Genomic DNA, 16,875 nt, shown 5'->3' on the forward strand with positions numbered 1-16,875 from the left:
AGAATTGTTTCTAATCACACGTTTGCCCAAACCCGACGCCGCGGTCTGCCGCCGCGGACACGGAAACCTTCTCAACCGTCTTCCCGGTGGTGCCGCAGCCACGGCGTCGAGCGGCGTTCCAGCCACACCAGCAGCGCGAACAGCACCATGCCCATCAGCGCCAGCACGAAGATCGCGGCAAACACCCGCACCGTGTCGAACGTGCCCTGGGCGCTCATGATCACGTAGCCCAGGCCGCGCTGCGACGACACGAATTCACCGACGATGGCACCCACCAGCGCCAGCGATATCGACACTTTCATGCCCGCCAGAATCGAGGGCAGCGCGCTAGGCAGCCGCACCTTGAAGAAAAAGTCGCGGCGCGAGCCCTTCAGCACCCGCCCCAGGTCCAGCACGTCCTGCGGGACTGATCGCAGGCCATGGACGGTGTCGACGATGATCGCGAACACGGCGATCAGGAAGGCGATGGCGATCTTGGGTTCGGCGCCCGTGCCCATCCAGATCACGAACAAAGGTGCGATGGCGACCTTCGGCACGCTGTTCAAGGCCACGATCAGGGGATAGATGAATCGCTCGAACCAGCGCGACCCCACCAGCATGATGGCGATCGCCACGCCGCCGGCCACCGCCAGCGCAAAGCCGGCCAGCGTGGTCATCAGGGTGTAGGCGGCGTGGCCGGCGTACCAGCTCCATTCGGACGCCAGTTCCAGCACCACCTGCCCCGGCAGCGGCAACATGATGGCGCGTACGTGGAAGACCCGGGCGGCAACTTCCCAGAGCAGCAGGAACACCACCACCGACACCAGGCCCGCCATCCGGCGGGCGGCACTGCGCAATAGCCGGATCATCGGGCGCTCTCCACGGGTGACGCCGCGCGGGCGCCCTCGTCTATCAAACCCATCTGCTGGAACATGCCCCGGATATGCCGCACGTATTCCCCGAAAGCGGGGGTTTCGCGCAGCGCCAGCGGCCGGGGCCGCGGCAGGTCGATGTCGATCGTTTCCAGAATGCGGCCGGGGCGCGGCGAAAACACCATCACCACATCGCCCAGGAATACCGCTTCGGCAATGCCGTGGGTCACGAACAGCACCGTATTGCGGGTTTCCATCCAGATCCGCTGCAACTCCACGTTCATCTGGTCGCGGGTCAGCGCATCCAGGGCGCCGAACGGCTCATCCATCAGCAGCAGTTGCGGGTCGTCGACCAAAGCGCGGCAGATCGCGGCGCGTTGTCGCATCCCGCCGGACAGCTCGCGCGGATAGCTCTCGGAAAACTTCGTCAGGCCGCTCAAGGCCAGCAGCTCGCGTACCTTGCCCTCGTACGCCGCCACGGGCTTGCCGGCGAATTCGATCGGCAGCAGGATATTGCGCCGGACGTTGCGCCATTCCAGCAGTGCATCGCGCTGGAACACCATGCCCATGCCTTGCGGCGGCCCATCCACCGGCACGCCTGCCACCTGCAACTCGCCGCTGGAGAGGGTCTCCAGGCCCGCCACGCAGCGCAGGAACGTGCTCTTGCCGCACCCGCTCGGCCCCAGGATGCTGACGAAGCGGCCTTGCGGCACGTCGACCGACACCGAGGCCAGCGCCTCCACGCCGGCCGCCCCCGGGTAGCGTTTACGCACGTCCCGCGCCGACACCGCCCACGGCGTCATGGCTGCACCAGGCTGTCGTAGCGTTCGGGGTGCACCAAGCCGGGCACATAGAACGAAGAGGCCTCGGCGCCAGCGCCGATCAGCCCGACGGAAGACAGTGTCTTGACCGCCTGCGTCCAGTCCTGCGGCACGATCGCGCCCAGGCGTTCGCCTGCCGCCGGCTGGCCGAAGTACGGCTGCAAGGCGTCGATCTGGCCGCGCAGCACGGTCTTGTCCAGGCGGGCCTGCGGCCGCTGCTGCAGGATGGCGGACACCGCCTCGTCCTGATGCCCGGCGTAGATGTATTCCCAGGCCCGCGCGGTGACGCTGGCAAAGCGCGCGATGGCTTCGCCCCGCGCGGCCAGTTTGGATTCATTGGCGAACAGGCCGAAGCTGGGCATGTTCAGGCCGAAGTCGGCAAAGCGTACCGCGCCGGAAGGCCGGTTCTGCGATACCACCGGCAGGAAGAACGGGATCGTGGAGAACGCCGCGTCCGCCCGGCCCATCGCATAGGTCGACGCCTTGCCGGCGGCGTCCACGTTGATCAGTTCCAGGTCGCTCTTCTTGAGCTTGCCCGCCGCCAGAAAGGCGTCGACGAACGGCGCTTCCAGCGAGCCGGCCGTATAGGCCACCTTCTTGCCCTTGAGCTGCGCGGGCCCGGTGATGCCGGCCTCCGCCGGCACCAGCAGCCCGATATCGCTCTGGCGCGCAAACACCGCCACCGCCTTGACGGGCATGCCCTTCTCACGGGCGATCATCACCGAGGCCAAGGCCGCATGCCCGACGTCGAAACTATCGCCGGCCCCCACGATCTGCACCGTGGTCACCGAACCGTTGCCGTCTTCCAGCGAGACGTCCAGGCCGGCCTGCTGGTACCAGCCCTTCTGCTGCGCCAGGTGGAACGCGCCGTGCACCCCCCACGGCGTCCAGTCCAGCCGCACCCGCAGCGGCTCTGGATTCTGGGCCCAGGCCGACGCGCTGAGCGCGACCGCGGCCAGGCCCCACATGGCGTGGCGCCAACCTCTTGCGAAACCCGCATGCATGATCTTCCCCGTTATCCGACGACACTATGCGGCCGCTGTTGCGGCGGCCTGACCTCGTCCGCGATCAGTCGCCGCGGCCGAACCAACGCTTGATACGCGCCCACAGCACGCTGAAGAACATGGCCGTGGGATTGAAACTGGCCTGGGCCAGGGGTTCGCCCTGCCCTGCGGGCTGACGCAAGCGGGCCGTCACGTTGTTGCCGAAGTCGGCGATCATGCGGCGCACGAAATCCTGCACCAGCCCCGACCGCGAGAACTGCGCCAACGGCCCTTGCAGCGAATACAGCAGATTGACGTTGACTCGCGTCTCGGTGGGCGACAGCGCCTCAAGCTGATACGTGATGTCGCCATTGGCGCGCGACTGGCTCAGCGAGTCCTGCCCGGCGCCGCGGAACACTGCCCGCATGGCGGCGTCGTCGCGTTCCAGGCGGGCCGCGCCGTTGAAGGCCGCGGCCATGGGCCCGAACTTGATGGCGACCTTGCCCTTGACGCGGTCGCCCTCGTGCGATTCGATCGAGGCGCCCGGCAGGCAACTGGCCAGGGCTGGCAAGTCCACCATGAAGGCCCAGACTTCCGCCGCCGGGAACGGCACCTGGAAGCCGCCGTCGATCTGGCTGCCGCGCCCCGCTTTCTTGTCCGCCGGCGCCGCCGCCGTGGGGGTTGGGGATGCTGCGCTGTCCGCACTGCCCGCGGTGGCCGAGGCCGTCGTTTCAGCCGGGCTCGCCATCGTTGGGGTAAAGCCTGCGAACGCCACCGGCTTCTCGGCCACGGGCGCTGCGCCGCGGCCTTGCGCCTGGGCGGCGCGCAACGCCTGCACCGCCGCATCAGGCTGCGCCTTCAAGTCGGCCAGCACCGACATCACCGCAGCGACGATGCCCATATAGCCCGTGCAACGGCACAGGTTGCCGGACAGCTCCACCCGGACCCGGCTTTCATCCGCATCGGGCAGGCGCAGCACGATATCGCGCGAGGTCGCCAGCATGCCCGGCGTGCAATAGCCGCATTGCAGGGCGTGATGCCGGGTGAAGGCGGCGCGCAGCCGCTGCATCACCGGATCGGCGTCGTACCCTTCGATGGTGGTCACTTTCCGCCCTTCGCACGCCACCGCGAACGAAATACAGGACCGCACCGGCGCTCCGTCGACCAGCACCGTGCAGGCGCCGCAGACGCCATGTTCGCAACCGAGGTGGGTGCCGGTCAGGCGCGCCTGATCCCGCAGGAAATCCCCCAGATGCATGCGCGCGGGCGCCTCGTGCGATACGCGCTTGCCGTTTACTTCCAATGTCACCTGAACCATGGTTTTTCCTGTCAGCCCAACGCCTGCGCCAGGCAGCGCGTCACCGCGGTCCCGTGCAGCTTGCGGTGGTGTTCATCCTTGTCCTGCATGACACCGGCCAGTTCATTGGCCAGCAGCGTCTCGTCCATGCCGGCCAGCCCCTGCTGCGCGATGCGCGCGGCCAACTGGGGCAGCAGCCTGGGCGCGCCGTCCAGGGCGCCCACCGCGATGCGCGCCGTGCCCGCCACCGGATCAAACCAGGCGGCGCAGCTGGCCTCGGCGAACTCGCCCGTCTTGCGGCAGAACTTGTAATAGCCCCAGCGCGCCTGCGGGCTGGGAACCGGCACGAGCACAGCGGCGATCAGTTCGTCTTCCCGCAACGCCGTGGTGTAGGCGCCCTGCATGTAGCCGTCGGCCGGCACCCTGCGCACGCCTTCCGGGCCGGCGATCTCCAGCGTCGCGCCCAGCCCCACCACCGTCAGCACCCAATCCGCCGCCGGGTCGGCATGCGCCAGGCTGCCGCCCAGCGTCCCGCGGTTGCGGATGGCGCGGTAGGCGATGCCAGGGGCCACCTGCTGCAAGGGCGTGCCGCGCAGCAGCTCGTGCACGCCGTCCTCGATTTCGGCGTGCGTCACGGCCGCGCCCACGCGCAGCATGCCGTCCTGCCGGGTGACGGTACGCAATTCCGCCAAGCCGGAAATGTCGATGACGACCGGCGGACGCGCCAGCCGCAGGTTCAGCATCGGCCCAAGCGACTGGCCGCCGGCCATCAGCTTGGCGCGGCCGTCGTGTTCGCGCAGCGCCCGCAGGGCTTCCTGCAGCGAGCCGGGACGCGTGTACTCGAATGCGGCGGCCTTCATGCCATCACCTCGGCGGCGGCGGGCTGAACCGTCTGTTTGCCTTGCGCGATGGCGGCCAGGACGCGCGTCGGAGACAAGGGCGTGCGCAGCAGCTCCGCCGCGCCCAAGGGACGCAGCGCATCGTTGACGGCATTGAACAGCACGGCCGGCGGCGCGATGGCCCCTCCCTCGCCCATGCCCTTGGCGCCGAATTCGGTGTGCGGCGATGGCGTCTCGAAGTGATGCAGGCGCATGTTGGGGACTTCGGTGGCGCCGGGCAGCATGTAGTCCGCCAGCGTCGAGGCCAGCGGCTGGCCGTTCTCGTCGTAGGGCGTCTCTTCATAGAAGGCGGTGCCGATGCCCTGGGCCACGCCGCCGATGGTCTGACCTTCGACGACCATGGGATTGATCATCGTTCCGCAATCCTCCACCACCACGTAATCTAGGATTTCCACGCCGCCCGTGCCCGGATCTACCGCCACCACCGCCGCATGGGTGGCGTAGGTGAAGCAGCCCGTGTCGACTTTGGGCTTGTAGCCCACGGTGACCTCCAGGCCGCTGGGATCCACGTCGGGCGGCAGCAGTTGCGGCCGCAGGTACCAGGCGTCGGCCACGTCCTTGACCGACACCGACTTGCCGCCCGCCTCCAGGCGATCCTGGTTCCACGCCACGCTGGCCGGATCGGCCTGCAGCAGGTGCGCGCCGATATGCGTCAGCCGGGGCAGCAGGCGCTTACAGGCTTGCGACACGGCGCCGCCCGACATCACCAGCGACCGCGACGCGTAGGTACCAGTGGAAAACGGCGTCTGCCCGGTGTCGCCGTGCAGCAGCTTGATGCTGCCCACGTCGACGCCCAGGATTTCATTGGCGATCTGTGCGAAGGTGGTTTCCATGCCCTGTCCGTGCGAATGCACGCCCACCCGCAGTTCCAGCCCGCCGTCGGGCGTGACCCGGGCGGTGGCCTGGTCGAACCCCGGAATGACGGGGGTTCCCCAGGCGGCGAACACGGACGTGCCGTGCGCGGCCTGCTCGGTATAGGTCGCCAGGCCCACGCCGATGAGACGCCCATCGACTTCGCCCTGGCGCTGGCGCTCGCGCACCGCGGCCACGCCGATCATGTCCATGGCCTGTTGCAGGCTGGCCGGATAGTCGCCGCTGTCCAGGTGCTTGCCCGTCACGTTGACGAACGGCATCTGATCGCCCTGCACCAGGTTCTCCTGGCGCACTTCCCACGGTTCGCGCCCGACCTCGCGTGCGATCGCGTCCATCGTCAGTTCCATCGCGAAGCACACGCCGGTGCGCGCAACGCCGCGGTACGGCACGAATCCCGGCTTGTTGGTAGCTACCGCCCGCGTGACGCAGCGGTAGCCTTTGAAAGCGTACGGCCCGGGCAGGTTGCCGATGGCCTGCCCCGGCTCCAGGCCGATGGTGAACGGCCATACCGAGTACGCGCCACCGTCGATGGTGATCTTGGCGTCCAACGCCAGGAGCTTGCCCCGGCGGTCGGCGTAGGCCACCATTTCATAGTGGTGCTCGCGCGAGTTGGCGCCCGCGGTCAAGTGTTCGCGGCGGTCTTCGATGAAGCGAAACGGCCGCTTGAAGGTCTTGGCCAGCCAGGCCACGCACAACTCTTCCTGCTGCAGCACGCACTTGTACCCAAAGGCACCGCCCACATCCGGCGACACCACCCGCACGCGGCCTTGCTCCAGGTCCAGGCACTGGGCCAGCACGCTGCGGATCATGTGCGGCACCTGGGTGGCGCTGACCACTACCAACTGGTCGGCCTGATGGTCCCAATACGCCAGCACCGCCTTGCCTTCCATCGGCACCATGCATTGCCGCGCCAGGTCGATCTTGCGGCGCACCACCACCTCGGCCTGCGCCGCGTACTCGTCGAACTGCTTGTCGGCATTGAGCGTGACGAAGACGTTGTCGCGCCACTGCTCGTGCAGCAAGTTGCCCTGTGCGGCCTGCGCGCTGTCAACGTCGGCATACACCGGCAGGTCGTCGTAGTCGACCTCGATCAGTTCGGCGTAGTCCTCGGCTTCGGCGCGCGTGGGCGCAAACACCATGGCCACCGGTTCCCCGACGAAACGCACCTTGCCCGAGGCCAGCGGCGGCTGGGCCGACGCCTGATAGGTGGGCAGCGTGGAATCGGCCACGATGTCGCGCGCATCGGGCATGGCCTGACGCAGGAACACATTGCCCGCGATCTGGTCGGCCACGCGCACCGCCGTGATGCGCGCATGCGCCAGCGGACTGCGCAGGAACGCGACTTCGCTCAAGCCCGGCATGGCCATGTCGGCCACGAAATTGCCTTTGCCGTGCAGATGGCGCGCGTCCTCCTTGCGCGGCACCCGCGCGCCCACTCCTTGCGGCTTACCCGGCCGGCCGTGCGTACTGGCGTGTTCTGTCGTCATGACTACCCTCTGTCTCCTGAGTCTTATTTGGCCTGGGCCTTCGCCACGGCGGCGAAGGTGTAGTTGTCCAGCGGGCCTTCGGCCACGCGGAACCAGCCCACCTGCTCGGCCTGGAATTTCTTCCAGTCGGGATAGATCGCGGCAAAGTCCGGATTCTTGGCCGACAGTTCCACCCACAGTTCTTGCGACGCGTTGTAGGCCGCGTCCATCACTTCCTTGGGGAAGAAACTGACCTTGGCGCCGCCCGCGATCAGCTTGCGCAGCGCAAGCGGGTTGCGCGCGTCGTAGTTGGCCAGCATGCGCATGGTCTGTTCGCCCGCGGCAGCTTCGAATGCCGCCTGGTAGGCCGGGGGCAATGCTTCCCAGGCCTTGTCGTGCACCATGCTGGTAATGGATGCGCTGCCTTCGAACCAGCCAGGCGAATAGTAGAAAGGCGCCACCTTGTTGAAGCCCAGCTTCTCGTCGTCGTAGGGCCCGATCCATTCGGCGGCGTCGATGGTGCCCTTTTCCAGCGCCGGATAAATATCGCCAGGCGGAATCTGCTGCGGCACCGCGCCCAGCTTGGACAGCACCATGCCGCCAATGCCGCCGATCCGCATGTTCAGGCCTTTCAGATCGGCAAGCGATTTGATTTCCTTGCGGTACCAGCCACCCATCTGCACGCCGACGTTGCCACAGACGTGGTTCACAATGTTGTATTTCTTATAGAGCGCCCGCAGCATCTTCAGGCCGCCGCCGGAATGGACCCAGGCGTTGTGCTGGCGTGCGCTCAAGCCGAACGACAGGCCGGTGTCGAACGTCAGCGCGGTGTTCTTGCCGATGTAGGCCGTGCTCAGCACGTGATTGCATTCGACCGTGCCGTTGCTGACCGCATCCATGTTCTGCGCCGCCGGCACCAGCTCGCCGCCAGGGAACGCGCGGATCTCGAACTTGCCGTCCGTCAATTGCGCCACGCGCTTGCACAGCTCTTCTGCCGAACCGTAGATGGTGTCCAGGCTTTTGGGCCAACTTGTCGACATGCGCCAGCGCACCGCCGGCGCGGATTGCGCGATGGCGGGCATGCCCACGGTGGCAAGGCCGGCGCCGGCTGCGCCAGCGGCTTGTGCGAGGAAACGGCGTCGTTGCATGTATTGCTCCCGATCTATTCGATTGAGTCCCCTTGGACCCGCCTCAACCCATGCCAACGCCGCTTCCGTACACCCGAAAAAACGTTAGCACACTGAATTGTTGATCAGCATACTGACAGTAATTTTGAGTGTCAACAAGGTAAATCCCCACTGCGAAAGCCGCTTAAACCCTGCGTTTGCGGCCCGTTCGGCGCGCATGGCGGGACGGCGCCGACGGCGTTTACGGGTAGTCCTTCCATATAGAGGAAGTGGCGCGCCCGTGCGCTTACGCGGCGGGCATAATAGGCGCGCGCCGTAGACCGCCCGCGATCGTCACGTCGGGGAAATCCCTAGCTCCAGACTTGTTTTTTTGAGCAGTACACTGACCACATTACTCAGCATACTGATTAGAGACAATATGAACTGGATCCGCATTGCCTCCACCGACCAGCTGACCGACGACGATGAAGTCATTCCCGTCGCGGCCGGTGAAAAGCAGCTTGCGCTGTATCGCAGCGAAGGCGAGTTCTTCGCGTCGGACAATGTCTGTACGCACGCCTATGCGCTGCTGTCCGACGGTTATCTGGAAGACGGCTGCATCGAATGCCCGCTGCATCAGGCCAGGTTCGACATCCGCACCGGCCAGGCCATGTGCGCGCCCGCGACCAGCGGCATCCGCGTGTACCCCGTCAAGGTCGAAGGCCAGGACATCTACGCGGACATGCAGGGTTGATCATGGCTGACGCCGACTCGATCCTCATCATCGGCGCCGGCCAGTCCGGCGCGGTGGCCGCCGCCGCCCTGCGCGACCAGGGCCATGAAGGCCCGATCACGTTGATCGGCCGCGAAGCGCATGCCCCCTACGAACGCCCGCCCCTGTCCAAGGCCGTGCTGCAATCTGCAGAGGCGCATGCCCAGACGGCGGTCCATCCCGGCGACTTCTATGAACAGCGGCGCATCACGCTGCTGACGGGCGCCGAAGTGGTCCGTCTGGATCCCGCGGGCCACCAGGTCCACCTGGCCGATGGGCGCGCCTTGCGCTATAGCCGCTGCCTGCTTGCCACCGGCGGCCGGGCGCGCGAACTGCCCGCCTTTCCGCGCGGCACCGCCGGCGTGCATTACATCAGGACGCTGGATGATGCGGCCGCGCTGCGCGCCGGCCTGACGCCGCAAGCGCGTGTCGTGGTGATCGGCGGCGGTTTCCTGGGCCTGGAAGTGGCCTCCACCGCACGCGCCCTGGGCGCGGCGGTGACCGTGCTGGAAAGCGCGCCCCGCCTGCTGGAGCGTGTGCTGCCGCCGGCGCTGTCCGACTGGTTGGCCGAACGCGCCCGCCATGCCGGCGTGGCGCTGCGCCTGGACGCGCGCATTGCGCGCAGCAGCGCGCACCCCCACGCGGACGCGACGATGAAGCATCAAGCGCGCTTCACCCTTGAACTGCAGGACGCCACCGTGATCGACGCCGACGTGGTGGTGGTGGCCATCGGCCTTGCGCCCGAGGTGTCGTTGGCCAAGCAGGCGGGCCTGGCGCTGGACGCCGCCAACGGCGGCATCGTGGTCGACGCCCACTGCCGCAGCAGCGATCCCGACGTCTACGCCGCGGGCGATTGCGCCAGCCAGCACCGGCGTCACCTGAACCTGGCACTGCGGCTGGAGTCATGGCAGAACGCCAATGAGCAAGCGCGTGCCGCCGCCGCCGGCATGCTGGGCCAGCCCGCCCCGGGCGAGCCCTACCCCTGGTTCTGGACGGATCAGTTCGGCTGCAACGTGCAGATGCTGGGCCTGCCGCAAGCCGGCCTGGTCTATGCCTGCCGCGGCGTGCCCGACAACCAGGGCGACGCGCCCAAATTCATCTGGCTGGGCCACCGCGATGGCGTCCCCGTGCACGCCATCGCCGTCAACGCCGGCGGCGACCTGCGCCAGTTGCGTGTGCTGTTCGAACAAGGCCTGCGCATCGATCCGCAGCGCTACGCCGACGAAACCGTGGCGCTCAAGCCGCTGGTGAAAGCCTGCCAGCAGAGCGCAGCCGCCGCGTCCTGAATTCCATTGTTGCCCCGCCTCGACAGGAGCTTTTCATGTATCAATCACAAACCGTCATCGGCCGTACGGTAGCCGCCAAGGATGCAGCGCTAGCCGACTGTGTCTGGCCGGAAGACGCGCTGCACTACATCCCCGACTGGGTCTACACCAGCAGCGCCGTCTACGACCAGGAAGTCGAGAAGATCTTCCACGGCAAGACCTGGAACTACGTGGCGCTGGAAGCCGAACTGCCCAATCCGGGCGACTACAAGCGCTCTTACGTCGGGCCGACGCCCGTGGTGGTCTCGCGCGCCGAAGACGGGTCGGTCAACGTGTTCGAGAACCGCTGCGCCCATCGCGGCGCCGAGTTCTGCCGCAACAGCCAGGGCAACGCCAAAGAGTTCGTCTGCCCCTATCACCAGTGGTCGTACGACCTGAAGGGCAATCTGCAAGGCATCCCCTTCAAGCGCGGCGTGAACCGCGAAGGCGGCATGCCCAAGGACTTCAAGAACGACGAACACGGCCTGCGCAAGCTCTACGTGACCACGCGCAACGGCGTGATCTTCGCCTCGTACAGCGCCGAGGTCGAACCCATCGACCAGTACCTGACGCCCGAGATCCTGACCGATTTCGACACCGTCTTTCCAGGCAAGAAGCTCAAGATCCACGGCTACTACCGCAACGAGCTGCCGTGCAACTGGAAGATGTATCACGAGAACCTGAAGGACCCCTACCACGCGACCCTGCTGCATTCCTTCCTGGTCGTGTTCGGGCTGCTGGTGGCCGGCAACAAGTCGGCGATGCTGGTTGACTCCGTTCATGGCCGCCACGGCACCATGGCCTCGGCCAAGAGCGAAGACAAGTACGCCTCCGTCAGCGAAGAGAACAAGAAAGAGATGCGCTCTTTCCACGATGGCCTGCACCTGCAGGACGACCGCTTCCTGGAGTTCGTCAAGGAATTCGACTCGCCCTGGTCGGTCACCATGCAGACGGTGTGGCCCAACCTGATCGTGCAGCGCGAAATGAATACGCTGGGCGTGCGCCAGATCGTGCCCAACGGGCCCGACAGCATGATCATGCAGTGGACCATGTTCGGCTATGAAGACGATACGCCCGAGATGGAACGCCATCGCCTGCGCCAGGGCAACCTGATGGGGCCGGCCGGCTTTTTGGGCCTGGAAGACAACGAGGCCATGAAGTTCGTGCAGGAAGGCGTGCGGCGCGCCAGCACCGACGTCAACGTGCTGAAGCTGGAATCCGGCAAGCAAGGCACGTCCAACACGTTGATCTCGGAGGCCGCGATCCGCTCGATGTACAGCTACTACCGCGGCGTGATGGGCTTCTAAGGCAGGAACCGAGACAGATGAGAACCCGATTCGAATTTTCCCCCCGCAAGATCGACCCGGCGCGCGCCATTGCGTTGCGCCAGGAAATCGAGGAATTCCACGCCGACTATTGCGCGACGCTTGACGCCGGCCAGGTCGAGGCCTGGCCCGCCTTCTTCACCGAGGACGGCCTGTACCGCGTGACTGCGCGCGAGAATGCCGAGCTGGGCCTGCCCGTGGGGCTGGTCTATTCCGAGGGCCGCGCCATGATGCACGACCGCGCCGTGGCCATTTCGCGCACCCAGATGTTCGCGCCGCGCTACATGCTGCACCTGGTCAGCAATACCCGCGTGATCAGCGAATCTCCTGACGGCGACATCGAGGCCCAGGCCGCGTTCATGCTGATGCAGACCCTGGTGGAAGGCCCCACGACGCTGCACCTTGCCGGCACCTACTACGACCGCTTCACGAAGCAGGACGGCGTGCTCAAGCTGAAAGAACGGCAAGTGGTGTATGACACCACCATCCTGGCCAACGACCTGGTGTATCCCGTGTAGTCCATCGGGGCGCCAAAGAAAAAGGGGTTGCGCCGGACGGCGCAACCCCTTTTCCCTTGGACGATGACCGGGCCGTTCAGACCCGGGTGGCGCGCATCGCTTCGTCGCAGGTCAGCACGGTAGCGTACTTCTGGCGCATGTCGAACAGGTTGGCCTCGTGCGGGCCGATGGCTCGGTCGCCCACGCAGTCCGACACCACCAGCGGCCGAAAGCCGTACTGCATCGCGTCCACCACGCTTGCCCGCACGCAGCCGCTGGTGACCGCGCCCGCCACCAGCAGCGTCTGGACGCCGCGCTGCGACAGCCAGGCGGCCAGGGAGGTGCCAAAAAACGCCGAAGGCACCGTCTTGCGCACCACCAGTTCCCCGGCGACGGGCGCCAGCTGGGGAACGATCGCGCTGTTGGGGTGGGTTTCCTTCAGCGTCAGCATGCCCGGGACCTTCAACGTGAAGATGTTGTGGTCGGCGTCGTCGTCCGCGAACACGATGCGGCTGTGGGCCACCGGCCAGCCTTGGCTGCGCGCGTGCGCCAGCAGATGCGTCGTCTGCGCGATGGCCGGCGCGATGTTGCCCCCGCCGAACACGGCGGGGTCGGCGAAGCCGTTAACCAGGTCCACGATCAGCAGGCCGTAGGGCGGCTTGGGAGCCATGGCGGCGCCGAAGCCCTGCCGCGCGTAGGCGGAAATATCGTCATTCATGAAGCAGGTTCCTTGATCGATGGTTGTCGGGCACCATGGCCTATTCCTGCCGGGCAGCGCCGTCCAGCACCTTGCCCTGGCGAACCACGTCCTCGCCGTCCAGCCGCACGGTGCACGCACGCAGCGGGATGTCGATATGGCAGGTGGTGCTGCGGCTGCCGCCCGCCTCGTTGTTCGGACCCAGCGAGAACAGGAAATTGCCCTCGTACGCCCGCGCGTCCATGCCGATCGTGGCCTCGCGGTCGTACAGCCCCAGCGTGGTCCAGTGCGCGCGCGGTTGCAGGCCCCAACCGATATGCGAAATCGCGTAAGCCTCGGGGTCCCGGAAAGACGCCACGTATTCGCGCAGCAGTTCCGCGTCGACGCCGCCTTCGATCCGCGTGGCGAAGCCGTTTTCCACCGTCAGTTCGATGGGTGAGCGCACGTAGAGCTTTTGCGGCAGCAGGATGTCGCCCACGTCGATCACGATCTTGCCGTTGGCGCCGCGCTCGTTCGGCCAGGTCAGGACAAAGCCGCTGGGCCAATGGTCCCAGCGCCCCGGTTCATCCACGAAGCCGTATTCGCTGATCGCGGGGAATTCGCCCAGCGGGCAGCGCAGGTCGGTGCCCGCCGCCGACACCACGCTCATCTCGCGCGCGGCGCCGATGCGCGCGGCCGCCGCCTTCACCCGCGCGCGGTCCGCCTCGGTGGGCACCAGCCGCGCCAGCACCTCGGGAGGCTCCACCGCCAGCAGGATCTTGGTGCCCGTCGCCAGGATTTCGTGCTGCTCCGGCGAGAACAGCAGCGTCATCAGGTCCAGCACCAGGTCGCTTTCCTTTAACGCCGCGATCGCGGGCTTGTTGCCCGTCAGCGGCGTGGTGCCCAGATAGGCCAGCGAATCGCGGCTTAACGCCTTCTCGCCGTTGACGGGCGGCAAATCCAGCCGGTTCACCACCGCCCCCATGGATTGCGCCGCGATCAACGCCGTCGACAGCGTCTGCGGGTGGGTCGCCGCACTGGTCAGCACCGTCACGGTCTGGCCGGCTTGCAGTTGGGACAAGGTCAGCACCTGCTGCCAGGCCTTCACCAGTTCATAGTCGCTTACAGGCATGGTTGCCTCCTTCTCTTGAAAGTCCGGCGGCTCAGGCCCGCGCCAGCGGCGCGCCCAGGAAATCGCCGAAGGCCGCGTAGAAACCTTCCTCGTTGTCCCACGGAATCATGTGGCCGGCCGCGGGCACCCGGTGATGCTGCGTACCCGGCGCCAACTGCGCGATTTCCGCCACGTCCGCGTCCAGCACCACATCGCCTTTTTCCGCGGTCACGAGCAGGACGGGTACGTTCAGCTGGGGCAGGTCTGCATGGATGTTGTCGGTCTGAAACGCCTCGAAGCTCTGGACGATGGCGCGTTCGTCGCAGGTATGCAGCCATTCGGCGCGCAGCTGGCGCTGTTGATCGGTCCAGGTCGGGCAAAACGCGCGCATGGCGTCCGCGTCCATGCCGTGGCGGGCCTGCGCCATGGAATCCACATACCACGGCAGCTTGGCCGGGTACGGCCGGCGGCCGGGACCGGACACCGGCGGGTCGACCAGAACCAGCCTGCGCAGGCCGGCGGGCTGGGTCCGGCCCGCGCGCACGCCGATGCGCCCGCCCATGGAATGCCCGACCAGGCTGTAACGCTCCAGGCCCAACGCTTGCGCGAACGCCAGTACGTCCGCGGCCTGCGCGTCCAGGCTGTAGTCCAGCGCGGCGCCGGCCTCCGACAGGCCGCGCCCGCGCACGTCCAGGATGTAGGTATCGAACGTCTTGCCGAAACGTTCGCCGACAAAGCCCCATGTGATCGCCGGGCTGGTGATGCCCGGCACGATTACGACGGCGTCCCGACCCGCGGTGTGCGCACCGCCGTAGCGCAGGTAGTGCTGGCGGATGCCGTTGGCCTGGACATTCGCCCCGTAGAGATAAGTGCTCATGGCCGTCTTCCTCAGTAAGCGCCCGACAGCAGCGCGCCCGCGCCCGGCACCACGGGTTCCAGGTTCAGCGACTTCAGGATGGCGTAGGTCGTGGCCACTGCGGCGGTGATCACCGGCTTGCCGGTCTGGGCCTCGACCTTGGCGATGGCCGGCAAGGACGGCATCTGCACGCAGGCCGACAGCACGATGGCGTCCACGTTGCTGGTATCCATCTGCGCGACGATTTCGGGCAAACGTGCCGGGTCATGGCGCCCCACTTCCAGATTGTCCGGAATCTCCAGCGCCCGATAGTCGACTACGTCAAAGCCTTCGTTGCGGATGTAGTCCACGACCAGCTCGGTCAACGGCTTCATGTAGGGCGCCACCACCACGATACGGCGGGCGCCGATCACCTTCAGCGCGTCCACCAGCGCGCCCGCGCTGGTGATGACCGGCGCGTCCGCGCCGTTGGCGGCCGTGTGCGCCTGCAGGCGTTTTTCCGACACCCGGTGATAGCCATGGCCCATGGCCATGATTGCCACCAGGCAGGCGTAGCCCAGCACGTCCACCCGCGCGTCGCTCAGTTCCACCGCGCAGCGATCGGATTCCCCGTCCATCGCCGCAAGCTCCTCCTTGACCACCTTCTTCATGCGCATGCGGCTGGAATGGAACGTGAAGCGCTCCGGCCGGATCTGCTGGCGCGCCAGCAGCATGGCTGGGATTTCGGTTTCCATCGTGGTATTCGAACTCGGCACGATCTGGCCGATACGGAAGGGTTTCTGCATGGTTGCTCCTTTTTCCGGTGAAGTCAGAGTTTGAACAGGCGCCGCGCGTTGCCGTGGCAGATCAGGTCGCGGGTCGCGTCGTCCATAGGCGTCTGCTCGATGAATTCGGCGGCCAGCGCGGTCGATTCGTAGGGGTAGTCCACCGAGAACATCACCGCCTCGCGGCCCATTTCGGCAATGGCGGCCACCAGGGTGGGAGGCGAACAGACGCCGGACGTGGTGATGACGATGTTGCTGCCCAGGTATTCCGACGGGGCGCGCGCCAGCTTGATGCCGTGCGAGTAGACGGCGAAACGGCTGTCAAAGCGCCAGCGCTGGAACGGCAGGCCCTCGCCCATATGGCCCAGGATCAGCTTGACCCCGGGGTAGCGGTCGAACACGCCGCCGAACAGCAAGCGCAGCGCGTGGGTGGCGGTTTCGACGCCCCAGCCCCAGGACGCGCCCACCAGCTCCGGGTGGCCCGAGTAGGCCTGCGGCACCACATAGGGATCGGTGGGGTGTAGATAGATCGGCACATCCAGTTCCTGCACACGTTCCCAGAAGGGGTCATAGGCGCGGTCGTCGTAGTAGACGCCGTTGGTGTGGCCGTTGATCAGCGCGCCCTTGAAGCCCAGTTGCCTGACGCAACGCTCAAGCTCCGCCGCGGCGACCTTCGGGTCGTGCATCGGCAAGGTGGCAAAGCCGCCGTACCGGGTCGGATGCCGGGCAATCTGGCTGACCAGGAAATCGTTGTTCTCCTTGGCGCGGTTGACCGCCACCGCGGCATCGGCTTCGGCCTGCACGCCGGGCCCCGTCTGCGACAGGATGACGTAGTCGATACCGGCGCGGTCCATTTCGCCCAATCGGACTTCATCGAAGTCGGTCAGGCGCGCCGCCAGATCGGCCAGCACCGCCGGATCGATATGCTGCGCAAAACTCTTTGAATAGTCTTTGAATCCGACCGCGGTGTAGTGCTCCTCGAACGCGATCTTGCGCACTTTGCTCATTCCCCTGCTCCCAGTGTGATGGCGCGACGCCTGCCCCGCCACGGCATGCCAGTGTATTTATCAGTACACTGACTATTTGATTGGAACAACCGGAACTCCAGACGGCATTCTTCCCTATGGGAACCCGGGCCGTCACGGCTTCCGAATTTACGTCAGTATACTGACTTTATAATCAGCGTACTGACCAATTAGGGAAATCCCGGGGCAAGCGCCGTGCCTGAAATGAGGCTGCCCGGGTAGGGATAGACACTAGAGACACGCCCGATA

At 66.4% G+C, this 16,875-nt stretch carries 16 protein-coding genes; 4 read left to right on the forward strand and 12 right to left on the reverse strand.

The features are described 5' to 3' along the window. Positions 1-71: 71 nt before the first annotated feature. The 7 genes from AC27VE_RS09355 to AC27VE_RS09385 form a co-directional block, all read right to left on the reverse strand. Positions 72-848, reverse strand: a complete 777-nt coding sequence (locus AC27VE_RS09355) for an ABC transporter permease (RefSeq protein ID WP_088588501.1) — start codon at positions 846-848, stop codon at positions 72-74. After that, on the reverse strand, positions 845-1,654 hold the full coding sequence (locus AC27VE_RS09360) for an ABC transporter ATP-binding protein (protein ID WP_488703680.1): 810 nt from the start codon (positions 1,652-1,654) through the stop codon (positions 845-847). The genes AC27VE_RS09355 and AC27VE_RS09360 overlap by 4 nt, the downstream gene beginning before the upstream one ends. Further along, positions 1,651-2,676 (reverse strand): ABC transporter substrate-binding protein, encoded by a 1,026-nt coding sequence (locus tag AC27VE_RS09365; protein WP_488703681.1) that lies wholly within the window; start codon positions 2,674-2,676, stop codon positions 1,651-1,653. The genes AC27VE_RS09360 and AC27VE_RS09365 overlap by 4 nt, the downstream gene beginning before the upstream one ends. A gap of 64 nt (positions 2,677-2,740) precedes the next feature. Then, positions 2,741-3,973, reverse strand: a complete 1,233-nt coding sequence (locus AC27VE_RS09370) for a xanthine dehydrogenase family Fe-S subunit (RefSeq protein WP_488703682.1) — start codon at positions 3,971-3,973, stop codon at positions 2,741-2,743. 11 nt (positions 3,974-3,984) lie between these two features. Then, complete coding sequence (locus AC27VE_RS09375) at positions 3,985-4,812, reverse strand: FAD binding domain-containing protein (RefSeq protein WP_488703683.1); 828 nt, start codon at positions 4,810-4,812, stop codon at positions 3,985-3,987. Further along, positions 4,809-7,211, reverse strand: a complete 2,403-nt coding sequence (locus AC27VE_RS09380; RefSeq protein WP_488703684.1) for a xanthine dehydrogenase family protein molybdopterin-binding subunit — start codon at positions 7,209-7,211, stop codon at positions 4,809-4,811. The genes AC27VE_RS09375 and AC27VE_RS09380 overlap by 4 nt, the downstream gene beginning before the upstream one ends. Before the next feature lie 23 nt (positions 7,212-7,234). Then, complete coding sequence (locus AC27VE_RS09385; protein WP_088588507.1) at positions 7,235-8,338, reverse strand: TRAP transporter substrate-binding protein; 1,104 nt, start codon at positions 8,336-8,338, stop codon at positions 7,235-7,237. A gap of 397 nt (positions 8,339-8,735) precedes the next feature. Here AC27VE_RS09385 and AC27VE_RS09390 point away from each other — a divergent pair, with 397 nt between their 5' ends. Genes AC27VE_RS09390 through AC27VE_RS09405 form a run of 4 tightly spaced genes read left to right on the forward strand, consistent with a single transcriptional unit; the run spans position 8,736 to position 12,215 of the window. After that, positions 8,736-9,050: a non-heme iron oxygenase ferredoxin subunit gene (locus AC27VE_RS09390; RefSeq protein WP_427955214.1), complete on the forward strand. Its 315-nt coding sequence runs from the start codon at positions 8,736-8,738 to the stop codon at positions 9,048-9,050. Positions 9,051-9,052: 2 nt separating this feature from the next. Further along, on the forward strand, positions 9,053-10,354 hold the full coding sequence (locus AC27VE_RS09395; RefSeq protein ID WP_488703685.1) for an NAD(P)/FAD-dependent oxidoreductase: 1,302 nt from the start codon (positions 9,053-9,055) through the stop codon (positions 10,352-10,354). Positions 10,355-10,389: 35 nt separating this feature from the next. Next, positions 10,390-11,679, forward strand: a complete 1,290-nt coding sequence (locus AC27VE_RS09400; protein ID WP_006224185.1) for an aromatic ring-hydroxylating dioxygenase subunit alpha — start codon at positions 10,390-10,392, stop codon at positions 11,677-11,679. A gap of 17 nt (positions 11,680-11,696) precedes the next feature. Continuing rightward, complete coding sequence (locus tag AC27VE_RS09405) at positions 11,697-12,215, forward strand: aromatic-ring-hydroxylating dioxygenase subunit beta (protein WP_315135079.1); 519 nt, start codon at positions 11,697-11,699, stop codon at positions 12,213-12,215. Positions 12,216-12,291: 76 nt separating this feature from the next. On the opposite strand, the gene AC27VE_RS09410 is transcribed toward AC27VE_RS09405, so the two are convergent. Genes AC27VE_RS09410 through AC27VE_RS09430 form a run of 5 tightly spaced genes read right to left on the reverse strand, consistent with a single transcriptional unit; the run spans position 12,292 to position 16,608 of the window. Next, positions 12,292-12,912: an N-carbamoylsarcosine amidohydrolase gene (locus tag AC27VE_RS09410; RefSeq protein ID WP_488703686.1), complete on the reverse strand. Its 621-nt coding sequence runs from the start codon at positions 12,910-12,912 to the stop codon at positions 12,292-12,294. A 40-nt stretch (positions 12,913-12,952) separates the two neighbouring features. Beyond that, a complete protein-coding gene (locus AC27VE_RS09415) occupies positions 12,953-14,002 on the reverse strand; it encodes a 2,5-dihydroxypyridine 5,6-dioxygenase NicX family protein (RefSeq protein ID WP_006224188.1) in 1,050 nt (349 codons plus the stop codon). Between the two features lie 31 nt (positions 14,003-14,033). Continuing rightward, positions 14,034-14,858 carry an alpha/beta fold hydrolase gene (locus tag AC27VE_RS09420; RefSeq protein ID WP_488703687.1) on the reverse strand — a complete coding sequence of 275 codons (825 nt, stop codon included), beginning with the start codon at positions 14,856-14,858 and terminating at the stop codon, positions 14,034-14,036. An 11-nt stretch (positions 14,859-14,869) separates the two neighbouring features. Then, positions 14,870-15,622, reverse strand: a complete 753-nt coding sequence (locus AC27VE_RS09425) for a maleate cis-trans isomerase family protein (protein WP_088588513.1) — start codon at positions 15,620-15,622, stop codon at positions 14,870-14,872. A 23-nt stretch (positions 15,623-15,645) separates the two neighbouring features. After that, positions 15,646-16,608 (reverse strand): amidohydrolase family protein, encoded by a 963-nt coding sequence (locus AC27VE_RS09430; RefSeq protein ID WP_488703688.1) that lies wholly within the window; start codon positions 16,606-16,608, stop codon positions 15,646-15,648. Between the last annotated feature and the right edge of the window lie 267 nt (positions 16,609-16,875).

Source organism: Achromobacter sp. 18P8.1.1 (assembly GCF_057799415.1).